This window comes from Saliphagus infecundisoli, from assembly GCF_020177375.1.
GTDB lineage: Archaea > Halobacteriota > Halobacteria > Halobacteriales > Natrialbaceae > Saliphagus > Saliphagus infecundisoli.
The window spans coordinates 1-24,150 of the sequence record NZ_JAIWHV010000026.1 but is presented as its reverse complement, the minus strand read 5'-3'; the positions used below and the strand labels follow the sequence as shown (position 1 = coordinate 24,150).

17 protein-coding genes and 1 pseudogene are annotated in these 24,150 nt (G+C 56.8%); 5 read left to right on the top strand and 13 right to left on the bottom strand.

The annotated features are described in order from the left end of the window. Positions 1 to 236: 236 nt before the first annotated feature. The 7 genes from LCF40_RS18765 to LCF40_RS18735 form a co-directional block, all read right to left on the bottom strand. Entirely contained in the window at positions 237 to 815 is a 579-nt protein-coding gene (locus tag LCF40_RS18765; RefSeq protein ID WP_224829719.1) for a PaaI family thioesterase, read from the bottom strand. Between the two features lie 2 nt (positions 816 to 817). Further along, positions 818 to 1,360, bottom strand: coding sequence for an OsmC family protein (locus tag LCF40_RS18760; protein ID WP_224829718.1), 543 nt, complete (start codon positions 1,358 to 1,360; stop codon positions 818 to 820). A 248-nt stretch (positions 1,361 to 1,608) separates the two neighbouring features. Then, positions 1,609 to 2,385 (bottom strand): helix-turn-helix transcriptional regulator, encoded by a 777-nt coding sequence (locus tag LCF40_RS18755; protein ID WP_224829717.1) that lies wholly within the window; start codon positions 2,383 to 2,385, stop codon positions 1,609 to 1,611. A 177-nt stretch (positions 2,386 to 2,562) separates the two neighbouring features. Then, entirely contained in the window at positions 2,563 to 5,400 is a 2,838-nt protein-coding gene (locus tag LCF40_RS18750; RefSeq protein WP_224829716.1) for a UvrD-helicase domain-containing protein, read from the bottom strand. Further along, entirely contained in the window at positions 5,397 to 8,030 is a 2,634-nt protein-coding gene (locus tag LCF40_RS18745) for a PD-(D/E)XK nuclease family protein (RefSeq protein WP_224829715.1), read from the bottom strand. The genes LCF40_RS18750 and LCF40_RS18745 overlap by 4 nt, the downstream gene beginning before the upstream one ends. 138 nt (positions 8,031 to 8,168) lie before the next feature. Further along, the gene (locus tag LCF40_RS18740) at positions 8,169 to 9,428 is read right to left on the bottom strand and encodes an Nramp family divalent metal transporter (RefSeq protein ID WP_224829714.1); all 1,260 of its coding nucleotides are present in this window, start codon (positions 9,426 to 9,428) and stop codon (positions 8,169 to 8,171) included. A gap of 115 nt (positions 9,429 to 9,543) precedes the next feature. Next, positions 9,544 to 9,684, bottom strand: coding sequence for a hypothetical protein (locus tag LCF40_RS18735; protein WP_224829713.1), 141 nt, complete (start codon positions 9,682 to 9,684; stop codon positions 9,544 to 9,546). A 330-nt stretch (positions 9,685 to 10,014) separates the two neighbouring features. Here LCF40_RS18735 and LCF40_RS18730 point away from each other — a divergent pair, with 330 nt between their 5' ends. Together LCF40_RS18730 and LCF40_RS18725 are read left to right on the top strand one after the other, a co-directional pair. After that, complete coding sequence (locus tag LCF40_RS18730; protein WP_224829712.1) at positions 10,015 to 10,827, top strand: aldo/keto reductase; 813 nt, start codon at positions 10,015 to 10,017, stop codon at positions 10,825 to 10,827. Positions 10,828 to 10,856: 29 nt separating this feature from the next. After that, positions 10,857 to 11,489, top strand: coding sequence for an HAD family hydrolase (locus tag LCF40_RS18725; protein ID WP_224829711.1), 633 nt, complete (start codon positions 10,857 to 10,859; stop codon positions 11,487 to 11,489). Positions 11,490 to 11,600: 111 nt separating this feature from the next. Here the strand turns inward: LCF40_RS18725 and LCF40_RS18720 are convergent, their stop codons facing one another. Then, positions 11,601 to 12,986, bottom strand: coding sequence for an ATP-binding protein (locus LCF40_RS18720; RefSeq protein WP_224829710.1), 1,386 nt, complete (start codon positions 12,984 to 12,986; stop codon positions 11,601 to 11,603). A 223-nt stretch (positions 12,987 to 13,209) separates the two neighbouring features. Between LCF40_RS18720 and LCF40_RS18715 the strand changes: the two genes are divergently transcribed. Further along, positions 13,210 to 14,523, top strand: coding sequence for a hypothetical protein (locus LCF40_RS18715; RefSeq protein WP_224829709.1), 1,314 nt, complete (start codon positions 13,210 to 13,212; stop codon positions 14,521 to 14,523). A 144-nt stretch (positions 14,524 to 14,667) separates the two neighbouring features. Here LCF40_RS18715 and LCF40_RS18710 read toward each other — a convergent pair. The 3 genes and pseudogenes from LCF40_RS18710 to tnpA all read right to left on the bottom strand — a co-directional run. Further along, positions 14,668 to 15,033: pseudogene (locus LCF40_RS18710) on the bottom strand (hypothetical protein); the annotation flags it as partial. Positions 15,034 to 15,046: 13 nt separating this feature from the next. After that, complete coding sequence (locus LCF40_RS18705; protein WP_224829708.1) at positions 15,047 to 16,201, bottom strand: RNA-guided endonuclease InsQ/TnpB family protein; 1,155 nt, start codon at positions 16,199 to 16,201, stop codon at positions 15,047 to 15,049. Positions 16,202 to 16,204: 3 nt separating this feature from the next. Further along, entirely contained in the window at positions 16,205 to 16,594 is a 390-nt protein-coding gene (gene tnpA, locus LCF40_RS18700) for an IS200/IS605 family transposase (RefSeq protein ID WP_224829707.1), read from the bottom strand. 399 nt (positions 16,595 to 16,993) lie between these two features. On the opposite strand from tnpA, the gene LCF40_RS18695 reads away from it, so the two are divergent. Both LCF40_RS18695 and LCF40_RS23980 read left to right on the top strand, forming a co-directional pair. After that, a complete protein-coding gene (locus tag LCF40_RS18695) occupies positions 16,994 to 20,404 on the top strand; it encodes a PAS domain S-box protein (RefSeq protein WP_224829706.1) in 3,411 nt (1,136 codons plus the stop codon). A gap of 160 nt (positions 20,405 to 20,564) precedes the next feature. Beyond that, positions 20,565 to 20,753, top strand: coding sequence for a DUF8172 family protein (locus tag LCF40_RS23980; protein ID WP_484593364.1), 189 nt, complete (start codon positions 20,565 to 20,567; stop codon positions 20,751 to 20,753). A gap of 1,311 nt (positions 20,754 to 22,064) precedes the next feature. Here the strand turns inward: LCF40_RS23980 and LCF40_RS18690 are convergent. Beyond that, positions 22,065 to 22,847: an IclR family transcriptional regulator gene (locus LCF40_RS18690; protein WP_224829705.1), complete on the bottom strand. Its 783-nt coding sequence runs from the start codon at positions 22,845 to 22,847 to the stop codon at positions 22,065 to 22,067. A 139-nt stretch (positions 22,848 to 22,986) separates the two neighbouring features. After that, positions 22,987 to 23,883, bottom strand: coding sequence for a DMT family transporter (locus LCF40_RS18685; protein WP_224829704.1), 897 nt, complete (start codon positions 23,881 to 23,883; stop codon positions 22,987 to 22,989). Positions 23,884 to 24,150 lie beyond the last annotated feature (267 nt).

The following is a 24,150-nucleotide window of genomic DNA, read 5'->3' as shown; positions in this document are numbered from 1 at the left end:
TTCCAATGAGGACCCCACAGATCCGCAAGTTATCGCTGGGATATCGGCGTACCCGAACCCCCACGGTGCATGATTTTCTGTGAAATCCCTTCACTCTATGAAATCGAACCCGATGGCGAGTGAGTTTACAATGCGAGTGCGAAGGGACGTCCTCGCCAGCCGTGAACGGTGGGATTCACCCGGTTTCGAGAGACAGGAATTCTCGGAAGGGTTCACAGGGTCTGGCCAGATGCGATCTATCCATCACCGAGTGTCATACAGGTACCCGAGAGTTTCGCAACGAGTTCGTCGTCCTCGTTCGTCACCTCGCTTTCGGCCATCCCGATGGTATGACCCCGGTGAATGACGCGACCGTTGGCCACGAGCCGGCCGGTCCGCACCGGCCGCAAAAAGTTGACTCGCAGATCGACCGTCGTGAACAGCTGGCTGTCCTCGAGCGTGCTCATGAAAGCCGTGCTGAGGGCGGCATCCCCGATGTCGCACAGTACGCCACCGTGCATGGTTCCCATCGGATTAGCGTGCTCCGCCCCGACCTCCATCCGCCACCGCGATTCGCCGTCTCCCATCGATTCGAGTTCGATCCCCAGCACGCTGCCCAGCGGCCAATTCGGGTACGTGTCGTCGGCCAGCTTCGCAAATCCCTTCGGGCCATGAAATCCCTCGTCTCGAGTGTAGGCGATTGCCTCCGCCAACTCGACGCGATCCATAGCTGCTTCGTGGAGGAAATCGGCGGGCGTGTCGGTAACGGCCGACAGACGCTCGTACGCTTTCTGGTCGAATTTGACTTCGACAGTGGGGTCAGCTTTGGTCGACATGATCAGTGGCCCATGTCGACCGTCGTCTCCACCGGGACGCCGGAGGTCAAGGTCTGGAGGTTCACGCAGCTGTATTCCGCGGCTTCGATCAGCTGCTCCACGAGTTCGGGATCCGTCCCGTCTTCAGCCCGGATGTCGACGTGGCACTCCATCAATTGGAAGCCCACGGGCACGTCCTCTTCGATGACCAGCGTGCCGCGGACGTCGACGTCGGCAGTGACTTCGACTTCGAGGTGGTCCAGCGTCACGCCGAGTCGGCCGGCGATGATACGTATCGTCGAATCCAGGCAGGCTGCGAGGGCAGCACAGAGGACGTCTCCCGGATTCGGAGCGTCGTGAAAGCCGCCGACCGCCTGGTGGATGCCGAACTCCCAGGCGACGCCGTAATCTTGACTTCCCGGTTCGAGGGTTCCGTGGAACGGGTCCACGTCGACGCCGCCGGTCGCGACCGCCCGGTCAGTGATCTTGGCCTCGTCGGGCGCCTCCTCATACCGGTCGTACAGCGGCAGGTGGCGCTCGCGTACGTCGACCGTTTCCCGAATCACGAAGATTCACCCCGGGTTTGTTTGCTGGTTTTCATAACCAGTGTATTGGACGGTGCAAGGATCTAAATACCTATTCGGTGAATCTTACACGACCCCAGTGGACGATACAGGCCGTGCCGTGGTTTCACGCCGTGGATCCGCTTGGCCCGGCCTCGTACGCAGCGTCGGACGGTGAGAAGTATTGATCAAGGAAATGGAACGACTCGGTCCGGCCGGGTGAACGAGTGGTTCGACTCGGAACAGTATTGTTACGAGGTAATGCACCTCGCCTCCCGACGGTACGACTCGAACGTAGATTCCGCCCACGCGCATGCTTCGGGTGCGTCGGTGTCCACGTACACCTGCAAGACTCCGCTGTCGGCGTCGTAGCCGCCGATTCCAATGCAGTCGTCGAATATCAAGACTCTGTACAGAGGTATGTCATCGTGTAGCCAGAGCGTGAACGAATCGCTCTCGAGCACTTCGCTGGCTTTCTGCGGGTACGTCGACGCGATGTTCTCTGAAACCGTCGGTGGAAAGATGATTTTGGTGTCCATTCCGTCGATGACCTGATGGTAGAGCTCCTCGAAGTGGTGTGGCGCCGTCAGTGCGGCGTCGAACCCGCGGAGCTGATCGGTCTCCCGGTACAGCGAGGCACAACGGTTCGCCGGTCCATAGGGGTCGCCGGGTTCAACGACTGTCACAACACCCTCGGCGACCATCTCAAGCGTAAAACCGTTCATCTCGCTCGGCAGCCACTGCCAGATATCACGGAGACGTCGCTCCGTGTGCATCCGGTCGAAGAAGGTCATGAAGTGTTCCGCGACATAGGCACCGGGTTTCGTCAACTCATATTCGTGCCCGTCGCGGCGGACCCATCCGCGCTCCTCGAAGTCTCCCAAGATGCGCCCGACAGTCGGTGCGGAGGCGCCGGTCGTCGCTTGTAGCTCGTCCCGGTCACAGGGCCCCTCACGTAACGCGGTCAGCGCGTCGACTCGATTTTCTGAATCCACGAGAAATCTAATGTCGTCGAGGGTGGATTCCATGCTATTATTTCACACTCTCCCGTATTAGGTCCCAGGGTGCGCCGCTGAAGGACACACGATGGTCAATTACGATAGTGTCGAGGGCGGGCTCGCGTTCAGTCGGCTGATCTACAAAACATCGAACCGATTAGTCGACGGACCTGTAGGAGGACGCATACACGTCAGAAGACCACGTGACTATACAACTACTTCCCGTCGAGCGAGCAGCTCCACTTTCGAACGAGGATTGACCGTGATCTGCTCGTCCACTGCGGTGTAGTACACCGACGCCGTTACCTCCCGGTCATCGAACCAGTCGTCGAGCGCATGATAGTAGACGCTCAACTGGGTTTGGTACTCCTCGTGGGCATGGCGGCCACGATCGGTCTTGTAGTCGATAATCTCGACGCGATCGGGTAGCACGTGAACCAGATCGATAATTCCCGAGAACGTGATCCGTCCATCGTCCGTTTCGAGGGGAAGATACACGGGCTCCTCGGCGAGGAGCTCTCCCTTGAGGGAATCGAGCAGCGCTTTGACGTTGTACTCGTCGTCGAATTCGGGCTCGACGTCCTCGCCGAGTGCGTATCGTTCCGCGAAGTCATGGACCGATGACCCGAAATCGATTCCCCTACCGTCGGTCACGTCAGCGTAAACCTCGTCATCCATCAATGAGTGTGGCGAGTACCCCTCCGGGCCGTCCGGTTCCGGAATCGAGACCGACAGTCGGGACTGGATCGTTTCGGGTTCGTCCGCCGGTTCGAACTCCGGTTCGAGTGTCTCGACGTCGACCGGGAGCTCCTCGAGGAACGTGTTCGGTTCCTCGCCAGCCGCGAACAGGAGGTGGTCTTTCGCCCGTGTCATCGCCACGTAGAGCAGCCGTCGCTCCTCGTCGTGTTCCATCGGCTGGCAGTACCGGAGGACGTCGGTTCGCCAGTTGTCGTAGATGTGAGGGACACCGTGGGCCTCGGCGTAGCACTTCTTCTGGCGAAGCCCCGTGAGTTCCGAATAGGAGATCGTGCTGCCGTGGCCACCCGTCGATGGGAATTTTCCGTCGTTCATGTTCGCGAGGATGACGATCGGATGCTCGAGGCCCTTCACCGAGTGGATCGTCTGGACCGTCACCGAGTTCGCCCCTGCGGCGGCGTGAACCTCCTCGGTCGCTCCCGACTCGATCCCCTTCGCGATGAACCGACTCAGATCCCCAAGGGTCATCGTCGTCTCGCCGTGAACGGACTGGATCGACGTCAAAAGCGCGTCCGCCGTCGAGTCGTCGTATCCGTACCGGTCGAACACGCGACGGGCGATGGTCCCTGCCGTCTCGCACGTCTCGAGTCCGGTACGGAACGCGATCATCTCGTCCGGGTACGTCTCGTGTTCGAGGATGTGATCGGTTTCGTCGAGCGTATAGCCGGCACGTTCGAGGACCACCGCCCACCCCCGATCAGCATCCGATTCGAGAATACGAAGCCAGGCGAGTAGTAGCTTCGCCTGATCGGTTCGGAAGATTTCGATCCCGCCCTCGTAGGCGATCGGCAGCGCTCGCTCGTCGGCAGCCGAGAGGAGGTCACGACCGTAATCCCGAGTCCGAGTTAGGACGGCGATGTCGCCGTACTCGGGGGGACGGAGCTCTCCGTCTTCTTCGATCGCGTACTCGTTGTTGCCGACGATCCGCTGGATCTTCGTGAGGACCGCCTCGTGTTCGTCCTCGTGGAGGAACCCTTCGATACGGGAGTGTTCGTGAGTCGTGTTCGAGAACAGCGAGACGATTCGATCACGGATCGATTCCCGGTCGAGGGATTCCTTATCGTTTCCGGGGACGACGAGTGCCTCTTCGGCGAAGTCGAGGATCCGTTGTGTCGATCGGTAGTTCTGTTCGAGTTCGATCCTCGTGACGGGTTCGAGCGGAAACTCGACACGTGTCGTCTCGTCGTTTAGATCGCTCGCGAACCGATCGAGCCGGTCTTCGAACCGGGTGATATTCTCGATCGCGGCATACTGGAACGAGTAGATGCTCTGTTTCCAGTCCCCGACCACGCAGATGTTGTCCGTGCCCGCGAGCAACAGCGCCAGCTTGAACTGGATTTCGCTGGAGTCCTGGAACTCGTCGATCATCACGTACTCGAACTCCAGTGAGTTCCGGACTTCATCGTCCTCACAGAGGAGCACGAACGCGAACAGCTGGAGGAACGAGAAGTTCAGGTAGTTCCGGCGGAGGACGAACTCAAGGTACTCGATATAGACATCGTGGACGAACGCCGTGAGTTGCTCGCGGTCCTCAAAGAAGGCACGCTCGGCGACTTCCTCCGGAACGCTCTTCGAACCGCGTGGTCCCCGAAGCTCATCCTTGTCGGGAGCCTCCGGAAGATAGCACTTGTTGTCCCCATATCCGTTGAGCTTTGACCGTAGGACTGATTGTTTGCTTCCCTCATTTCTCGGCTCGTTCACCTCCTCGAACGCCTCCCGAAACGCCTCCCAGTCCCCCTCGAGATGTGGTTTGGAGTTCCGGTACCAGCCGTCGGCGGTCGGGAAGATCCCTTTCGAGGCGAGGTTCGTCAGAAGTCCCAGTAACTCGGTCGGATCCGAGAGACACCGAAACAAATCGTCGTACTCGGGATGGTCGTCGCTGAACTGCGCGATGAACTCCTGGAAGTATTCCGCCTCGATCGTTTCGTTCTCGAGCAGGCGGGTTGAGTCGGTGATCGCGTCGTCGATCCCGAGGTGTGTCGGCGCGTCGAAGCCGTGTTCGGTGAGGATGTCGTGACAGAGGCTGTGGAACGTCTGGATCGGGGCGTCCCGCAACGATCGCATACCGTAGTCACAGTAGGAGACGACCCGGTCTTTCATCTCTGTGGCGGCGTTCCGGGTGAACGTGATCATGAGGACGTCCTCCGGTTCGACGTCCTCCTGGTCGATGATCTCGGCGTAGCGGCGGGTGACGGTGAACGTCTTTCCCGTTCCGGCGCCGGCGTCAACGAGATACAACCCGTCGGTACTCTCGATGAGTTCGCGCTGGCGATCGTTCGGCGTCGTCATCGGTCCACCCCCTCTACCGTCTCGCTGGATTCGTTCGGGGTTCGCTCGTCAGTCAACAGCAAGTCACGATTGTTGACGTACCGGTAGTTCGGTTCTCCGGCACGACCTTCCACTGGGAACCGGGCCTCTCCCGTTCGATACCGGTTGAGATCGTCGAGTTGTTCCTCGACGAATGCCTCGAACTCGTCGATATCCTCGATGAAGTAGTTCTCCTTGCGGTAGCTGCACAGATGTCTGAACGCCTGCGTACAGCCGTTTTTCACGTACTTGTAGTCGCCGACGTCATCGATCGTCCGATCGAGCAACGCCTTCCCGAACGGCGACTCGGCCATCTCGTCGGTATCGCGCGTTCGAGGTATCTGATGAACGTCGAATACCTCGAGGTATGTTTCGTAGCTGGTCTTGGAAAACGTCTTGTTGCAGTCATTGGCCGCCTCCTCACAGAGTTCATCGAAGACGACCCTCGACTGAACGAATTCGTCGAAGGTGATCGGACGATAGCTGATCGTCGTTAGGCAGTCCTCGAGAGCACCGTCGCCCGTGACGACGTCGTCAAGCGTTTCGAGGAAGTGAAAGAACGTGAACTCGAGGCGTTCGTCCGGACGCTGGCTCCGATAGTAGGTGAGGTACAGCAGGGCCTGGAAGTTCGGCTCATCAGACGGGGGGTCGAGGGCGGCGTGTTTGGTCACCTGCGAGGCGGACTTCCGGGTCCCGCTTTTGAAATCGACGAGGTGAGCGGGTGACTGCACGAGGTCGATCTTGCCCTTCATCCCAAGGGCCCCGTCCTCGAACCACCGTTCGGTGACAGGGGAATCGACGGGTCGGTCGAAGTACTCGGCGAAGGTATTGGTCCCCCAGCCACTCGTGGAGGTAAGGAAATCAGTCTCTGTGGGGGCGTTCTCCCGGAGGTACTCGACGATCGTATCGAGGCCGACGCGGTACTCCGTCCGCTGAATATCAATGTCGACCTCACGGTGGAACGGGCGGGTCTCCTCAAGCATGACAGAGACGCTCTCCTTGATGACGTCTTCATCGATGAACTCCGGGTGGGTGACGACGAACTCGGCGAAGTCGTGGAAGAGGTTCCCCTCCGCGAAGTAGTCCTTGTCTGGGCCATCGACCAACCGGCCGAAAAAGTAGTCCCGTGGCGAGTTCGCGTAGGTGTTGAGACTCGACTGGCTGAGCGTCGTGATCGTCTCCGCTGGGACGTCGGTCAGCTCTTTGTCGAATCCGTCGCTCACCTCCCGGAAGGTTCGCGTGTGGTGGAGTGCATCGAGATCGCTGAATCGATCGAACTCCTCGTCAAGAAGTTCCTCGAAATAGAGACAGGGCGTGACCGGCGACCCGCCTGCGGTGTCCTGGACGAGATAGTACTGGTTACGACCGCTCTGGAGCAGCGACTGGAATCCGTCGAGGTTGCGATCGAACACTTCGTCACGGTCCACCCACGGACGTCGGGGCGAGTCGTGCGTCCACGCGTCGTCAAGGCCGAGATAGAAGACTACCGGCCGGTCGACGAACGAGGCCGATTTCGCATCTGCGAGGAGCACACCCTCGTTCTCGCGGTCGATCGGGACCTCGTACGTATCGAGGTAGAACGTGAGCCGATCGATAGCCGCCTCGGTGATCGGTTCATCTGCCAGTCCGATCCGCTCGAGTTCCGCACGGAACGTCCCGAGCGTGCATCCAGCTCGTTCCTCGTACGCGTCGAGCGCGTCACTGATCGTGAGTTCGGGCGCCCGCGAACAGAAGTCACAAAGCCAGTCGAATTCGGGCTCATCGACCTCGTAGAGTCGTTTCTCGTCGTGCTCGATCTCGACCGCTGTATCGAGACAGGTGAGCAGCGGCTGAACGGTCTCGATTCGTGTATCCGATCCGGCGACCGTACACCGGAGCAACTGGATGACGGCACGGTGGTCTTGGTCGTCAGTGAATCCAGGACCGCCATAGAACGGAATCCCCGCCGATTCGAGGGCCGACTCGATAAGCGGTGAGTATTGGCTCCCCGAATCGAGAACGATAGCGACGTCGTCGGCGGTCTCGGACGAGAGCGGATCAAGCACGGCATCGATGATTGCGGTAGGGGAGTCGAAGATGCGTACGGGCGGGAGAGTGAACGTCTCCTCGCAGAATCGGTCGACTGATTCGTATTCGTCGGGCAGAATCGAGCGCTCGAGTGCTGTTAGCTGTGACTCGCCGACGACGGCGATTGACTCGTACGCTGTGGGATCGATCCGATACTCTGTGAGTTTGCGTGACGTCGTCTCGAGGGAACCAACGCAGTCGACGACTGCCCTGGTGGCCGGCGTATCGAACCTCTCGTAGTCGAGAATGGCGTTCGAGTGTCCCTGGTACTCCCAACATTGGAGGAGATCACCGATCGTGTACGCGGCTTGTTTCCACGGGAGGTCGGTCTGTTCGATTACTTCGAGGAAGGCGAGTCGGTCCTCAGCGGTCTCGCGGCGCCGGGCAGCGAGACGTCGCGGTGTGATTGCGAACGGACCGAAATGCGGACGATCGAGACGACGGTTGATCGCGCTTGCGAGCGGGGCGTCGGGGACGACGACGAGATCGGCGTCGGCGACATCGTCGTAGAGACGATCGATCGGTTTCGACCGTTTGATAGACATGAGTTTCAGACTATCATATTGGACAATAAGTCTGTTCGTCCGGAAGGCGGTCTAACTGGACGGGGAACTCACAAGCAGGGTGTGTAGTTCCCTGGAATTGAGAATCTACTCACGTCGAATCTAAGCGATTGTTCGTGCTCAGAAAAGTCCGTATCCGAAGTACGACAGGACCTCATTAAGATAGTTGAGAACGATCCCGATGATGGCGAGATAGCCAAGGACAGCAAAGACGTTGACTATTGTCGGGTTCGCGTACTCACCCATTATCGCTTCATCGCGAGCAATATCGACCACCAGGAATGCCAAGAGCGGGAACGCGACAACTGCAAGCGCCTGTGCGGCTCGTAGCAGTTCGATCGGATCCCCGGAGCCAGGAGAGACGAGAAGGGAGACGGTTCCGATCGCCATCGCAGCCATCGCCCAATACTTCACCTGGTTTGAGTCCATTCTGGCATCGCCACCGAATCCGTCGACGAGGAGTGTCGCACCGATGAGCGCATTGACGACGAGGGAGGAAAGCGCAGCGAAGAAAAAGCCGATCGTAAACAGATAGAACGCCGCCGGGCCAGCAAGCGGCTCGAGCTGTTCGGCCATCCCTGATGCGCTAAAAGCTGGCTCACCCTCGCCTGTGCCGATAACAGCCGCACTCGTCAATAGAATCACTAAGACGATGAGCCCGAGCAGTGCGATCCCGACGAGACTGTCGAATCCCTGTTCAGTAAGCCTGTCAGGGCCCCACCGCTTTTCTTTCATGAGATGACTCTGATAGACAGCAGCCGCAATCGAGAAATTCGTTGCAGCAAGTCCGAGCGACGTGAGGACAGCGTTCGTATCCGGAAACGCTGGAACAAGCCCTTGGGAAGCGCTTGGGATATCAATGCCGACGATCGCGAGCGTCCCAACGAACGCGACCAGCATTACCCCGACGACGATCTGGACCAATAATTCCACCTTCTCGTAGAGGTTGGGTAACCAGAGGAAGCCGATGGCGAGCAGGGTGAAGATGATGGCCCAGAGTTCCGGGGCCAACAGATCGAACAGGGCAGCCGATGCGAACCCGATGCCAGCATTGTTCCCGGCCTGGAATGCAAGGATGGTGAGAAAGCCAAAGACACCTGCAAGCTTCGCGACGGTATCACCGTATTTCGTTCGCGCGGCTTCGAAAATCGTCTCGCCGGTCACGAGTCCGACCCGTGCCGACATCCAGACGTAGGTGATCATGAACGCTGTTGCTGCGACAGGCACCCACAGTAACTGATAGCCGTAGGTTCCCCCGGCAATCGTCGAGAGGGCGATACTCCCTGGTCCGACGACGACTGCAGCGAGTACCAGTGCTGGCCCCAGCGCCCGAACTTGACTCATGAGCGTGGACGATGAATGTGTGTCTGATTCTGCCACGGCACCGATGATTTATCGAGCCATCCTATAGCTTTCCATCAGTCTATTGATCAGACTCATAGACGCCCCCGTATTGAAGTATGGATCTTGAGCAACCCGTTGCTCATCCCGGGTACTACTCCCAGTGAAAGTCGCTGACCTCTTGGAGTGCGCTCTTGATCTCGTCCCACCCATCGATACTCTCTGCTGGATTCGGCCAGATATCTCCGACCGTCGCCCCGATCAGGTAGGCTGGATCATCGTCGATAGTAATCACATCGGGGTCCCGACTATGCTGGGAGCATAGGCCGTCTGCATCCAGTGAGTTACCCTCTCGACACCGCTGACCGCTCGATGTGAGCGCTCGACAGCGATTCCCATCGACTGCTTGGCTCTCACCACCCTCGCCCCCCACTAAACCAGCGTCAGAGTCGGCTTCAGCGTTATCGATCCCACCGCCCCAGTTGGAGAGGTCAGTCATCGTCCCTATCGTATGGTTTTGCGAGCAGCTGGTTACACGTCTCGATTCCATTCGTCTCTGAGCGGGCGATCGTGCCAGCAGCTATCTGCCCCAGGTACTCTTTGCGATTGGGAACGTCCTCCTACTATGAATTACGTTACCGCCCAAGGGGTTGATGTACCCGCGATTGGTCTCGGTACGTATCAGCTTCGAGGGAACGAGTGCACTTCTGTCGTCGAAACCGCCCTCGAAATGGGGTACCGGCACATTGACACGGCCGAGTTTTATTCCAATCAGGCCGCAGTCGGGGACGCGATCGCTGGAGCTCCCGTTGATCGCGAGGAACTGTTCGTGACGACCAAAATCTGGAAGACCAATCTCAAATACGACCAAGCGGTCGCCTCGGCGACCGAGAGCCTCGAGAAACTCGATATCGGCTACATCGATCTTCTGTTGATCCACTGGCCAAACACCAGCGTCCCGACGGCCGAGACCGTTCAGGCGTTGAATCACCTTCAGGAAGAGGGAGTTGGCCGCCACATCGGAGTCAGCAATTTCTCGGTTGCCCAGCTGGAAGACGCGGTCGAAGCCTCAGAGACACCGATCCTGGCGAATCAGATCCCCTACAACCCGATGACTGATCAGTCGGATCTCCTCGAGTGGTGTGTCAGTGAGGACGTGCTGCTCACCGCCTATAGCCCACTCGGGAAGGGGTCAGTCGTCGGAAATGAGACGCTCGCTACGATCGGTCAGCGGTACGAAAAATCCGCCCCACAGGTCGCACTCCGGTGGCTCATCCAGCAACCGATGGTTGCAGCGATTCCGAAGGCGTCCTCACGCGATCATCTCGCAGCCAATCTCGACGTTTTCGATTTCGAACTGACATCCACCGAGATGGAGCAGATATTCGATCTTCAAGGCGGGCTCCTCTCACAACTCCGGCGAAAGCTTGAATTCTGAGCGTCCTCCTTTCGTGAAACACTGATCCAATGTATCTCGTCTTAGATTACGGCGGTGTTATCGTCGAACATTGTGACGAACGCGAACAGGCGCACGTTCTAGACGTCGATCCCGAAACGGATCCCTATCCTGGATGGCTTGCCTACTTCGCATTTCGTGATGGATTCGTCCAGAACACAGCGGACTACGTCGATCTCCTTTCGACGCTCACGGAAGCCTCCCACGAGGCGTGTCACGAATACCTCGAGAAGACATGGCTCGATCCCGAGTTTCCCGAGGAACACGTTGGCATCCTTCGGGAGCTCGCGACCGACCACACGCTCGTCCTCTTTTCGAACATGGCTCGTCCGTGGATTGAGACGGTTCTCTCGGAGCATGGCGTCCTCGACTGTTTTCACGACCTCGTCGTCTCCTCGGATCTGAGACGGCCGAAACCCCATCCAAAGGGGTACTACGAGTGTCTTCCCGAAGATGATGAACGAGTTGCCTTCGTCAGCGACGAGTACAACGAGGACCTCATGATGGGCGAAACGTTCGATATGACGTCGGTATGGATCGAAAACGATGAAGAGACGCCGTACCGAGAGCCCGACGTTCGGGTTTCGACGTTCAGTGATCTACCAGACGTTCTCTCTGGTAACGGACATACGCCCTTTCGATGATCTCCATCCGAAACGGTGCCCTTTGTAGTATATACTGCTCTACCTGGCTATATGTCTCATGAGTTGGGAGGGGATATCCGTTCACCGGAATGTGAGTGTTAGATGCATCCTCTACGAAAGCACGTGATTAATCTCCTCGAGACTAATGAGTGACCACTTGGAACCGAGATCGCGATCTATCCCATCGACAAAGCCGCTTTTGGAAAACACTGCGAAGTGTTCTTTACGGTCACTGGGCCCCCACCGAACGTTCGCTACCTTTTCTCGAAGATCCCGGATGAGTGACCGTCCAACTGGCTCCGAGGTCCATTTACACTCAGCAAACAGGATGCGGTCATCGTTCGGTGCGAGTCCGACGATATCGATCTCGTTCTCGCCGTACCACCATCGTCCGACTTCCGAGTAGGGCTCAACGTCGCCACGTCGGACTAACTCCCAGACGACCTCTTGGCAAATATCCTCGAATGTGGCTGCAACGTGGTCTGAAAGATCCGGTGCAATGGTTCCTTGGTAAACGACATCCGGAGCTTCTTCGATACTGGAGCGGTTCGGCTCGACGTATCCGAACCAGAAGCGCAGAAACTCGTCTGCAACGCGGTACCGCGAGCGTTTCGATTTCGTACCGGACGCTGTCACAGGTACTTCCCGATCAATGAGTCGCAAACGGCGGAGTGTTTGCAGATATTTCGACAGCGGTCCCGAATTGATCCCTGTCGCACCTGAGATTTCGTTCGGTGTTGTATGGCCTAATGCGACGGCTTCGAGAATACTCATGTACCGAGCGGGGTTCCGGAGTTCGGTTCGAAGCAGGAATTCCGGTTCATTGTACAGGATAGCAGCTGGTGACAAGATCTGTGATTGGACGTTCTCAGCAAGAGACTGATCGTAATCGAAGAGAGTGAGATACATCGGCGTTCCACCGGTTATCGCGTATGAACAGATCGCCTCCTCGATATCGTATGAAATGACCTCTCGTGCCTGTGTGAACGAAAACGGTTTGACGTCGAGTTGTCCGGTCCGGCGGCCGTACAACGGGCTTTCGTGACCGAGCACCTCTGACTCCATCGTGCTCACGCTCGAGCCACACAGAATCAACATCGAATCCGTCTCGTGGAGGTGCTCGTCAACGAACCCCTGAACGTATGATGGCACCGAGTCGTTCTCCTCAACGAGATAGGGGAATTCGTCGATGGCGACGACTACGTCTTCGGTGTCGAGTTTCTCCCCAAGGTAAGCAAACGCATCGTCCCATCCGTCGATACGCGGAACACGATCGCCAAAATGCTCGGCGATCTGTTCAACGAACTTCTCCCGTTGGCGGTCCTCGGCTTCTTGTGCTGCCAAGAAGTAGATATGCGGCTGATCAGCACAAAACTCCTTGATCAGCCCCGTCTTCCCGACTCGACGACGGCCGTAGATGACGAAAAACGCGTAGCCAGGCGACTCGTGCGCTGACCGGAGTGCGTTGATCTCGTCGCCCCGGTTGTAGAAGGTCATACTCTGGGTAATGATTATCTAGATAATGACTTAGACGTTTCGGGCAAAGCCCTGACGACCGGTTCTGCATCTATCCGCTAGTCGCGTTATTGGACGAGGAGTCCCCACTCTTAGCGCGCGAAACGCGTAGGGCGGACGTAGTTCAGGCTAACACTCACGATATGAGGACTCACCATCATGCTCGAAAGGGGGTATTTCAATATCGAGAACGTCATTAAGTAGCATGGATCGCCGACAGTATCTGGTGGGCGTAAGCGCGGTTGGAGCGGCACTGCCAGCAGGGATAAACACGAGTGCCACCACTCGTGTTTCGCCCTCAATTTCCGTCATCGAGACAAACGAGCCAGTCGAAGGCGGAGGTCTCCTCGAGGTCACCACGATGATTGAGTCGGGATCGGCTTCGCGGACCCGGCCGGAGATCGAGATCTATGTCGGCGACGAACTACAGGTCACCAGACGCCATTCCCTTGATCCCGGTGGCAGCGATACGTTCGACTTTCAGCATCGGACCTACCCGGTTCAGCGCGATGTCGAATTCCCCATCAGATTCGAAATCGAGGGAAAGTCGACTGCCCACCGGGTTGAGGTGCAAGGGATTGTCAAACTCGAGTCCTCAGCGGCTCGACCTGGGCGAGAACTGACTATCCACCCAGAGACGCAAGTCATGTTCGAGGTTGATGACGTCTTCCCGGACGGACAAGCGTCGACTCATTGGTATCGAGATGGGAAGAATACCGGCTTCTCGATGGGGCCCTGGTCGGCTACATATCACGCTCATGTAGGTGCTGACTACTGGTGGGAATCCTTCGAGTCCGAGGGAAGCTACGAGGTAGCGACAGCACTCGTCAGTGAGGAGCAGCCAAACCGCACGGCCCGATGGAACATTACTGTAGACGAAGACGGTGCCGCACCTCCAACAGTTGAGGCTGCTCGCCCAGACACTGGCAAGTTGGTTCTCGATGGAACTCAGTATCTCGAGCTTGACGTCGCTGCCCCCGATGGTGATCTCGACCGTGTTATCTGGTGGCTTCATCAAGTCGATGATCTGCTTGGCATCTCCTCGGTTTCGGGAACTTCGGATACTGCAGCGATCGAAGTCGATGGACACTGCCTCGGCTGTGACATCTATGCGTGGGTGCTCACCGAATCCAACATCGGGATTGAAGCGAACCCGTGGGTGCTGATGCCCCCCGAGCAGGACGATTCATCTGCGGACGATGAGACCGGCGGAAAAGAGGCCAGCCATACCGTTTCGATTCGCGAGACGTCCGATCCCGTCGAGGGGGGCGAATTCCTCTCAGTGACAACAACCATTGAGAACACGGGTGGGGAGACGGCCACAATTGAGGCCGAACTCGTCGTTAGTGGAGAAATCGTTGACTCCAGCACTGTAACTGTCGGTCCCGGTGAGAGAAAACCTGTGACGCTGGGTTACAAAACCTATCCAGTCGCCCAAGACGTCGAATTCCCTGTCCGGGTCGAAACAGCAGATGATGCGGACGAACGGATTGTCTCTGTGGACGGGACCGATTCATGACCCATCTCGAGACGAACAATAGTGGGTCTTCAGCCATTAACGGCTAGATTTGACCGGTAGATGGACCAAGGTAGTATCTAGCGATTCACGACTGAAGCGACAATAGTTCGGCCACTCGAGGTTCCTGTATATCCCATCCAAGTATCAGAGAGGTTCACACAATTCCCAGATGTCAGTCGTCGGATCGAGTCGATGTGGTTCTGCCCCCCGCTCGGTGAGGATGCCCGCGTGGTACAGCATCGCCTTCAGCTGAAAGACTGTCGGGGAGTGAAAATCACTCCCGTCATTTAACACCTCTGTCAGTAACACACCGTTCTCGTCCAATACTCGACGGCGGGCATCCTCAGTTCCTCGGAGGAACAGTTCGATCGTGAACGTCGGGTGTTGACTGTGCAACCAGACGACGAGGTCGACAAGCGATGGGCTTGTGATCCCTTCGTCATGCATCGCTTGCAACGCTTCGACGAGTCGAGTCGTTGCCGGATACGCCCAGATGACACGTCTCCTGATATCCTCCGCACGGCTAAAGCCGTGGGGTTCCCCCACTGGGGGTTGAGTCCACAGTTAGCGGGAGGTTCGCAGGTTCGTCGTCACGGTGGACGATGACCTGCGTTTCGGGCTGTGCCAGTACAGCCCCCGCCTTGGACAGCGGTTTCGAGAACTTGCCCAAGGCTCGTTTACCGATGTTCAGCGCACCGTTCTTGTCTGCGTTGTCGTCCAGCCCACACTCGGAACACTCGAAGCGTCCCTGTGTTTCACGGACGTCTTCACACCCACAGCGGTTGCACGTCTTCGACGTGTCGTATTCGTCGATCAACTGTACGTCGATGCCTGCGTCGTGGGCCTTGTACTCGATGGAGTTCAAGAGGCGGGCGAACGGCATCTTGTGGGTCTTGTCGTTGACGTACCGTCCCTTGTCGTTGTCCTTGCGAATCCCGCCAAGATCGCCCACGACTATAACCGCGTTCCGTCCCTCGGCGTCCGCCACGATCTGCCGAGCAATCTTGTGGAGGCGATCGTCAACTTTCCGCGCTTCCGCGTCACCGATACGCTCGACCACCTGTTGACCCTGCCGGGGTTTCGCCTTCCCGATGGACTTCCGCAACTGCTTGTAGTGCTCGCGGATGCGACGCACGTCCTCGCCGTAGAAGGTGGTCTTGCGGTCGGAGAGGAACGCGCAGGTGGCGACCCACCGTGCGCCCATGTCGATGGCGAGTACGTCGTCGTACTCGTCTTGGACGGTCACAGACCGTTTGATGACGAGATGCACGTACCAGTCACCGTCACGGCGCACCAGCTCGCTGTCCCGAATATCGCCCTCGCGGACGAGTTGTTCATCCTTGTGGGGAACGTGGGCAGGACACCAGAGAGAGTTGCCCCGTCCCCGTTCGGGGTCGTAGACAGGGACTTTTACCCACCACGACGACAGCACCGTGTCTTCGTCGTGGGCCACGTCGAACACGTCGTTGCGGAGAACGACAGGCTGTTCGGTGTCTCGGTTCGGGTTTTTCTGTCGCTGGACTTTTGACGCCTGCTGTTTGGTCGCGGAGTAGAGGTCGGCGTCTCCGCCGTGAACCTCGGTTTGGAACGCCTCGTACTCACGGGCGAGTAGATCAGCCTTCCTGTTGGTCAGCAAGTGGAGTTTGACCCGCACCGTGGTCGAGACGTTCCGTTGCATAGCCTATTCACCTGCCTGGGCGTCGATGTACTCCTCGATGACCTCGCTGGATACGTCACCCGCGCTGGAGACGAAGTACGAGCGCGTCCATAGCGATGGCAAGTCGAAGTCGAACTCGTCGCGGAGGTGGCGCGAGGAGTATCCCTTGACCTGTTGCATTATCTTGTTCGGAGCGAGCGTCGGGTCGCCCGTGATGAACAGGTGTACGTGGTCGGGGCGAATCGCCACCTCCAGTATCTCCAAGTCGAGTTCGTCGGCTTTCTCCTCAATGAGTTCGTCCAACCGGTCGCGTACTTCGCCTTCGAGTACCGACTTGCGGTATTTCGGACACCAGATGAAGTGGTACCGGAGTTTGTGGATGCTAGTACGCTCCCGGTCGAACCCACGAGGCATCGTCAGTATATAGAAGAGTCTCACCTAAAGATGTTATGCTAACATCTAACCCCAGCCGTGGCTACGTACGTGGATAGCTTCCCAGTTGTCGGCTTCATCCCACGGCTAAAGCCGATGGGCTTTCGCCTTGCTACCGTTGTAAGCGACGCCGTGGCCATGCTTCGTGGTTCGGACCAGCTCCCATGAAAGTGTCGCGAGAGCGGAGATCAGGTGAGCACTCACCCGGGTCATCTCCCACGAGAGGCTCAGCGATTCTACAGTGATTCACAATATACGCCCACATACCGCACGTGTCTAGTCCTGTCATTGCATTCCCCGCCCCATTTCTCGGTCGTCCGACGGGGGTATTTATGTCACTCCGAAGGAGATTCCAGGCAACTCATAGCGGTGACTCCCTTCATGAACGATACGGCAACCGTCCTTTTCGTCAACGACGATCCCGGCGTAGCCGACACTACAGCCGCATGCGTCGAGCGCGCAAGCGATGCCCTCGTGACTACGACTGCAACGACGACGGAAGCGGCACTTGAACTGGTCGAGGAGAGCGACATCGACTGCGTCGTCAGTGGTCACAACGCGCCTGTGATGAACGGACTGGCATTGTACAAAGCGGTGGCCGAGCGCGAGTCCGGAATCCCCTTTATTTTGTTCACCGACGAAGAACACATGGGGATCGCTAGCGAGGCTTTTTCGCTGGGCATCACCGACTATCTCCACAGGGCGGCCGGCAGTGAGCAGTACGAGGTACTTGCAAACCGAGTCGAACACGCAATCGAAGCTCGCCGCACCGAGCAGCGCCTCGAACGCTACGAACGACTGGTCGAGACCATCGATGACGCTCTTTATACGGTCGATAGCGAGGGGGAGTTCACCTTCGTCAACGATTCGTTTGTGACCCTGACCGGCTACGATCGAGACGAACTGCTCGACAGCGACGTCTCAATTCTCAAGGACGCCGAGACCGTTGAATTGTTCGAGAACAGCGTCCGTGAGCTATTGGGAGACAATCACGACGAGACCTATCTCGAGTTCGACCTCTGGACGGCCGATGGTGAGCGTATCCCCTGTGAGGATCATATGGTACTCCGAACCGACAACGGGGCCTACACAGGCGTATCGGGTGTGATCCGGGATATTACTGACCGCACGGAGCACGAACGCGACCTCGAACGGTACGAGACGGCCGTTGAGGCCGCCCCGGTTGGCGTATACGTACTCGACGCCGAAGGGACGATCAGTTGGTGTAACGAGCGCGCAGGCGAGCTCGTCGGTCACAGCGTTGCGGACCTCACCGGAGACCCGTTCGTCTCGTTGATCGAAGAAGGGATCGTCCCCGAGACTGCCATCGCCAACTACGAAGCGGTGTTGAGCGACCTGTTATCTGAGGAGTCAGACCGGACCACTGGCCAATATGACATCACAATCACGCCTCCCGAAACGAGTGAACGAACTTTGCGGATTCACATCTCCCTTCTTCCCTACGACGAGGAGTTCCGAGGGGCCGTCCTCGTTTCCGAAGACATCACCGAGCGCAGGCAGCGCGAACGCGAACGCGAGCGTCAGCACGATCGGCTGAGTGCGCTGTTCGAGAACATCTCGGATGCAGTATACCGATACGAATACGACGGCGAAGAAGGACGGATCCAGGCTGTCAACCCGGCGTTCGAATCGATCTTCGGGTATGACGAGGCGGAGGTCGTCGGCGATCGGATCTCCGAGGCGATCGTTCCTGCTGACTCTATGGCGGAGTATCGCGATATTGCGGCACAAGCAGAGGCGGGTGATCCCGTCAACGTGGAGATCGAGCGCGAGACTGCGACCGGAAGGCGTACCTTCCTCCTGCGGAACGCCTCGATAACTGAGGCGGGTGAAGATGACCCGATCGCCGGCTACGCGATCTACACGGACATCACCGAGCGCAAGCAACGCGAGGAGCGGTTGGCAACCCAGGCTGCGGCGATGGACACCTCGATCGATGGGATCGTTATCATCGACGACGAGGGCGAGTTCACGTACGTCAACGAGGCCTATGCCGCGATGCACGACTACGACGAGCCCGACGACCTCATCGGCCGGCCGTGGCGGACGTTGTACCCCGAGAAGGAACGCGAACGCATCGAAAACGAAATCCTGCCGGCGTTCGGGCCGAACGACTTCTGGCGTGGGGAGGCAATCGGGCGGCGCGCCGACGGCACGACGTTTCCTCACGAACTCTCGATTACGAGAGTCGATGAGAACCGGCTGGTGGGCGTCGTTCGGGACATCACCGACCGAAAGGAACGAAAGCGTGCCCTCGAACGCGAACGTGAGCGCTTTGCCACCCTCTTCAGGAACATCCCCGATCCGACGGTCCTCGTCGACCATGCGGAAGGTGAACTGATTGTCGAGTCGATCAACGACGCGTTCGAAGCCACCTTCGGCTATCCCGCGGAGACAGCGGTCGGCGAGCCACTGAACGATCTGGTGGTGCCACCCGAGAAGCACGAGGAGGCGGCGGCCATTGACGGCGCCGTGATCGGGGGCGAACAGATCGTCCGGGAGCTCACCCGTCGGACGGCCGATGGGGAGAACCGCGAGTTCCTCTTCCGGAACGCGACGCTGGACGGCGAGGCGTCCGAGTCCTTCGGGGTGTACACGGATATCACGACACAGAAGCGTCGCGAGCGTGTGCTCGCCGACCTCCACGAGTGGACCCGGAAGATGATGGACGCCACGGAGCCCGCTGCCGTCGCCTCGATCGCGGTCGAGACCGCCGAACGCGTGCTTGACCTCTCAGTGTGTGCGCTCTGGTTGTACGACGAGGACACCGGGACTCTCCGTCCGACGGCGATGACCGACGACAGCGACGCGACGATCGGAAACTTACCGACCTATGAGCCGGGCAACAGCCTCTCGTGGGACGCGTTCGTCAACGGCGACGCACGCACGTACGACGACGTCAGCGAGGCGGACGTCTACAACCCCGAAACGTCGATCCGGTCGGAAATGATCCTCCCGCTTGGCGAGTACGGTGTGATGAACGTTGGCACCACCACCATCGGTGAGTTCGACGACACCGACGAGGCACTCGCGCGACTACTTGCGACCAATGTGGAGGCTGCACTCGAGCGTGCCGAACGCGAACGCGAGCGAGCGGCCCAGCGTCAGCTCCTCGAACAACAAAACGACCGATTGGAGGAGTTCGCGAGTACGGTCAGCCACGACCTGCGCAACCCGCTGAACGTGGCAAGCGGCCGGCTGGAACTTCTGAGAGAGGACACTGACAGCCAGCACGCCCAGCCCATCGTCGATGCCCTCGAGCGCATGGACGACCTGATCGAGGAGTGTCTCATGTTCGCCCGTCAGGGTCAACTAGTGACCGATCCGATCCAGGTCGATATCGAGACCATCGCCGAACGCGCATGGCAGACCGTCGATACCGAGGACACTACTCTGACCGTCGATGATCTCCGAACCGTCAAGGCCGACGAAGAGCGGCTTCGAACGCTCTTCGAGAACCTCTTTCACAATGCGATTTTACACGGTGACGCCACGGCGGTCCAGATTGGTCCACTCGAGGACGGGCCAGGATTTTATGTCGCCGACGACGGGTCGGGGATTCCCGAGTCCGAACACGAGACGGTGTTCGACCGCGGATACTCTACAAGTGAAACCGGAACCGGGCTTGGACTGTCGATCGTCGAGGCGATCGCAGACGCTCACGGGTGGGAAATAGTGCTCGCTGAGGGGAATGAAACTGGATCCCGGTTCGAAGTCCGTATCACACCGCCCCGGAGTGGGTACAACCAACTCGGCTACCAGACTGAGTGACTTCCACCCTACCCTACTCGATAATGGCTTGTGCCGTTCGCTCCATGAGGGCGGGGCTTCCTGTTTGGTTTGGCGGAATCAGTTGTTCACTGAGTCCCCGAACTCCTTCTGAAACCCTTCGAGGAGCCGGCCGAACCCCGACTGAAGGAAGAACTTCGAAATCCCGATCGAGGAGTACGAGTTAGATCTGCAGCAAAGTGAGCAGTGGAGAATGTATGCAAGACAGCACGAAGAACTGTGGATCAACTTCATCGAGAACGCTGTCGGTCGAGCGGGAATGACCGAGTTGCTTGGTGCTAACGGACTGACGAAACACGAATTTGTAGACGAACTCAAAGACCTCGAGTAAGATTAGTCCTGGAGGCGAGCGACAGTCCGCCCGGTCTCTTGGACTTCCTCGCTCCGGCTCATTCCGAGACGGTCCTCTAATTCTCGGATGTTTTCCTCGAGAGTCATATCTCTAGGTCACCCAATCTGAGTGATAAAGCTGTCGCAGATACAGGAGTCGATTCACTCGTTTGATTTTATCGATGAAACATGAATGCACCGAGAATTGGATACCACACAGCCGCCATAAACCGCCTCCGGGTCAAGCCTCAAGCCACTCGGACTGCTCCGCCTGTACATTGGACAAGCTGGACAAACAATTGGGGGAGGAAGACGTTGAGGAGTGGAGAGGTCATGCTGCCGACGGTAGGGATGAATGACCCTGAAGTGCGGTGACGTTGTGTTCGCGGCGGACCCGTTCAAAGACGGGGACGAGAGAGAAATATTAATTATACTTCATATATATTTTTGTGTTAGGAGAATCTTTCAGTTTCGAAGGTGCTACTGATTTGGCACTCTGAACTGTATTATTTGTAATTCAGCACATCACCTCTTAACATTGTGTATTGTCATAACACAGTCAGTCAAGTGAAAAACTATATTTTATTATATGATGTGATCGAGTAATTTATTATTTTGCAAAAACTTATTATTGTAAGCGATATTCAAAATCGCAAAATAAAACATTCTTCCAATTACAGTTGTACGAGTGTAATAGGCTCTTTTGCTTACGGCACAATCTATTGGCAATGGAGACATCAGCAAGTGGTCGAAATTCCGCATCATTTCATATTCCCAATTGGTTGAGCCCTTACTAAACCAGAATATATTAACTAAAGTGTATTATATGTAAGGGTAGGTGGCGTCCACTCACACCAAACGGTGCTTCGAACGAGAGAGGATGAACTTTGAGAGAACAAATGAATTGAAAAGTAACTCATTCAGAAAATAGTATATGATAAACGCCTATCGAGGACGAAAAGTTAATCATTTTCGTCTCACCAAAGAGGCGACACTATCCTAACTGTATGGGATGACCTATCTAACCCAGCCAGCGAAGGAAGGTGTAATGAGCAGGACTGCTCCACTGTCTACTATGAGTGAACGAAATCTAAGATGTGAGACGACCATACCGGAACCCGATTAGCGTCTTGAATACGTGTGATTTGACGGCGCTATACTCGGGATCGTGAATTAGCGGCGCCCCTACTACAGGCGAACTGTTCACTCGTCACCACGATGAGGCCACCGGCGAGAGCGTACTCAGCTAGAAGGTTAAGAACCTTTTCGGACACTAGTTTTTTTGTCCACCTTTAGTGGATTGATAGGTCAATTAGTAATATTCGAGTTCAAGATTCACCACGTCTACTGCGCTCTGGACGGCATCAATTAGTTCGCCGTCCGCGTTTTTCCGTTGAAGCCGGCGCGTGGGCCCCGAAATCCCGATCGATGCAGGACCGCCTTCGGTCTTCTCCGAATCAAGCGTCGCTGCGATGGTTCCAAGTCCCTCACGGTGTTCATCAAATTCGGTTGCATACCCTTGGTTTCGAACTTCGGCAAGCTCCTCAAAGAGCTGTTCGCGATCGGTTATCGTTTGCTGGGTCGCCTCTGGGAGGCCGTGCTCATCAACGATGTTGCCGATGCGGTCGTCGGAGAGTTCTGCCAACAGAGCTTTTCCCATGGCCGTCCAGTGGAGGTGGGTATAGTAGCCGTCGGGTGAGTTATCGTAGACACCATCACCGCGAGCCGACGAGTAAAGTAGTACCCGTTGCCCTCGCTCCTCGACTCCGAAGTGAGCAGCTTCCTCGATCTCCAGCGGAAGATTATCCACCTCAGCACGGGACACTCGGTAGGTGTCGAGTTGGTGTCTCGTTTCTCCACCGAGTTCGAGAAACCGGAAGCTGAAGCGGTATTTTCCGGACTCATTGACCAGGTATCCTTCTTCCTCAAGTGTCTTCAAATGGACGTGTACAGTGCTTTTCGGCATGTCGAGTTCTTCCGCGAGCTGGGACACTCCAGCTGTCCTGAGGTCCCTCAGCGCATCAATAATAGTAAACAGCGTCAATGTGGACTTAACCCGCTTGCCGGCGTTATCCCGTGGTGAGTCCTTGCCCATGAACCCGTATTCGACTGCAGAACTATGACAGTTTTGTCACATACTTGTCCACTATTAATGGACAGGGAGTTAATTGGAATATCTTCCGATAGATATTGAAGGGTGAATTCGGGAAAACAACAGCTATTCTATATGACAATCAATGCAGTAGGGTTTGGATTTGATCCCGCTTCATGAGAGCAAATCCAGCGAGTATTACGAAGAATCCAAAAATGGTTATTGTGTCAAGCTGTTCGCTTAGAACAAACCACCCAATAATAGCTGCCGATATAGGCTGTAGATAGTTGACTAAACTCACTTCAAATGCTCCACGGCGTTTAAGCAACGTAAAGAATATTATATAACCGATCACGTTCACCAGGACCGCTATGTACGCCACAGCGAGGACAGAATGGAGAGTAATTATAATATTTTCATATAATTCTCTCACAATAAAAAGACTCACCAAGTGGAGGGCTACGCCCCCAGGTAGAATCGCCCAGGCAAGAATAACTGAAGTTGGTTCCGGTGGATCAATACGCTGGACGAGAACTGCGCCAAGCGCATTGCTGGCTGCTGCCACAAGAATCAATAGCCGACCGACATCGCCAGTTGCCAATGTCTCGGGTGACGGCCGGATAATGAGTCCAACCCCAACCAATCCTACAAGTATGCCACCGATATCCACAGCGGTGAACCGCTCATCAGGTACGAGACCCCGGGCGAGGATAGCAGTGAGGACAGGAATGAAACTTAGAAGGATTGCTCCGACTGCGCTGGGCGCACTACGCTGTCCAATGAAGAAAAATGTATTATAGATCGTGATCGTGAATAGGCCAATGCTTACGATAGCGAACCAGGATTGGCGGGTCTTAGGTCGCCACTGATTCTCCTGAATCCGGACGTATAAGAACAGACCGATTGCCGTAACGTCAAAACAAAGTGCAGCATAGAACACGGGAGGAAAGTATTGCTGGCCGGTCTTAACAATGACAAATCCCGACCCCCAAATAACGCTCAATAGCACAAATAGTAACAGGTCTTTCTGGGAGGACATGCAGATAGCATCTAGCTTGGTTATCAAGGCAAAATACTACCGATGCCAAATTACGGTAGAATTCCGGTAAAATGGCTTTGAGATCTACGAACCCCCATGGCAGCAAGAGTTTTATACTACCTATAGAGAATACAATATATCTGTTGCGTTCTGAGTTGATAAAGCTGGGGAGAGCGAGACCACTGCGAGGGGCACTGGAAAGGGGTGTGTAGACTGCGCAAGCTCAACCTGATGCGAGCAAATAGACCCAGAACCAAGAGATACGTC

What these genes read in the sequence shown, in the direction of transcription:
- LCF40_RS18765 (WP_224829719.1), bottom strand. Translation starts at nt 815, where the DNA reads ATGTCGACCAAAGCTGACCCCACTGTCGAAGTCAAATTCGACCAGAAA.
- LCF40_RS18755 (WP_224829717.1), bottom strand. Translation starts at nt 2,385, where the DNA reads ATGGAATCCACCCTCGACGACATTAGATTTCTCGTGGATTCAGAAAAT.
- LCF40_RS18750 (WP_224829716.1), bottom strand. Translation starts at nt 5,400, where the DNA reads ATGACGACGCCGAACGATCGCCAGCGCGAACTCATCGAGAGTACCGAC.
- LCF40_RS18745 (WP_224829715.1), bottom strand. Translation starts at nt 8,030, where the DNA reads ATGTCTATCAAACGGTCGAAACCGATCGATCGTCTCTACGACGATGTC.
- LCF40_RS18730 (WP_224829712.1), top strand. Translation starts at nt 10,015, where the DNA reads ATGAATTACGTTACCGCCCAAGGGGTTGATGTACCCGCGATTGGTCTC.
- LCF40_RS18725 (WP_224829711.1), top strand. Translation starts at nt 10,857, where the DNA reads ATGTATCTCGTCTTAGATTACGGCGGTGTTATCGTCGAACATTGTGAC.
- LCF40_RS18720 (WP_224829710.1), bottom strand. Translation starts at nt 12,986, where the DNA reads ATGACCTTCTACAACCGGGGCGACGAGATCAACGCACTCCGGTCAGCG.
- LCF40_RS18715 (WP_224829709.1), top strand. Translation starts at nt 13,210, where the DNA reads ATGGATCGCCGACAGTATCTGGTGGGCGTAAGCGCGGTTGGAGCGGCA.
- LCF40_RS18705 (WP_224829708.1), bottom strand. Translation starts at nt 16,201, where the DNA reads ATGCAACGGAACGTCTCGACCACGGTGCGGGTCAAACTCCACTTGCTG.
- tnpA (WP_224829707.1), bottom strand. Translation starts at nt 16,594, where the DNA reads ATGCCTCGTGGGTTCGACCGGGAGCGTACTAGCATCCACAAACTCCGG.
- LCF40_RS18695 (WP_224829706.1), top strand. Translation starts at nt 16,994, where the DNA reads ATGAACGATACGGCAACCGTCCTTTTCGTCAACGACGATCCCGGCGTA.
- LCF40_RS18690 (WP_224829705.1), bottom strand. Translation starts at nt 22,847, where the DNA reads ATGGGCAAGGACTCACCACGGGATAACGCCGGCAAGCGGGTTAAGTCC.
- LCF40_RS18685 (WP_224829704.1), bottom strand. Translation starts at nt 23,883, where the DNA reads ATGTCCTCCCAGAAAGACCTGTTACTATTTGTGCTATTGAGCGTTATT.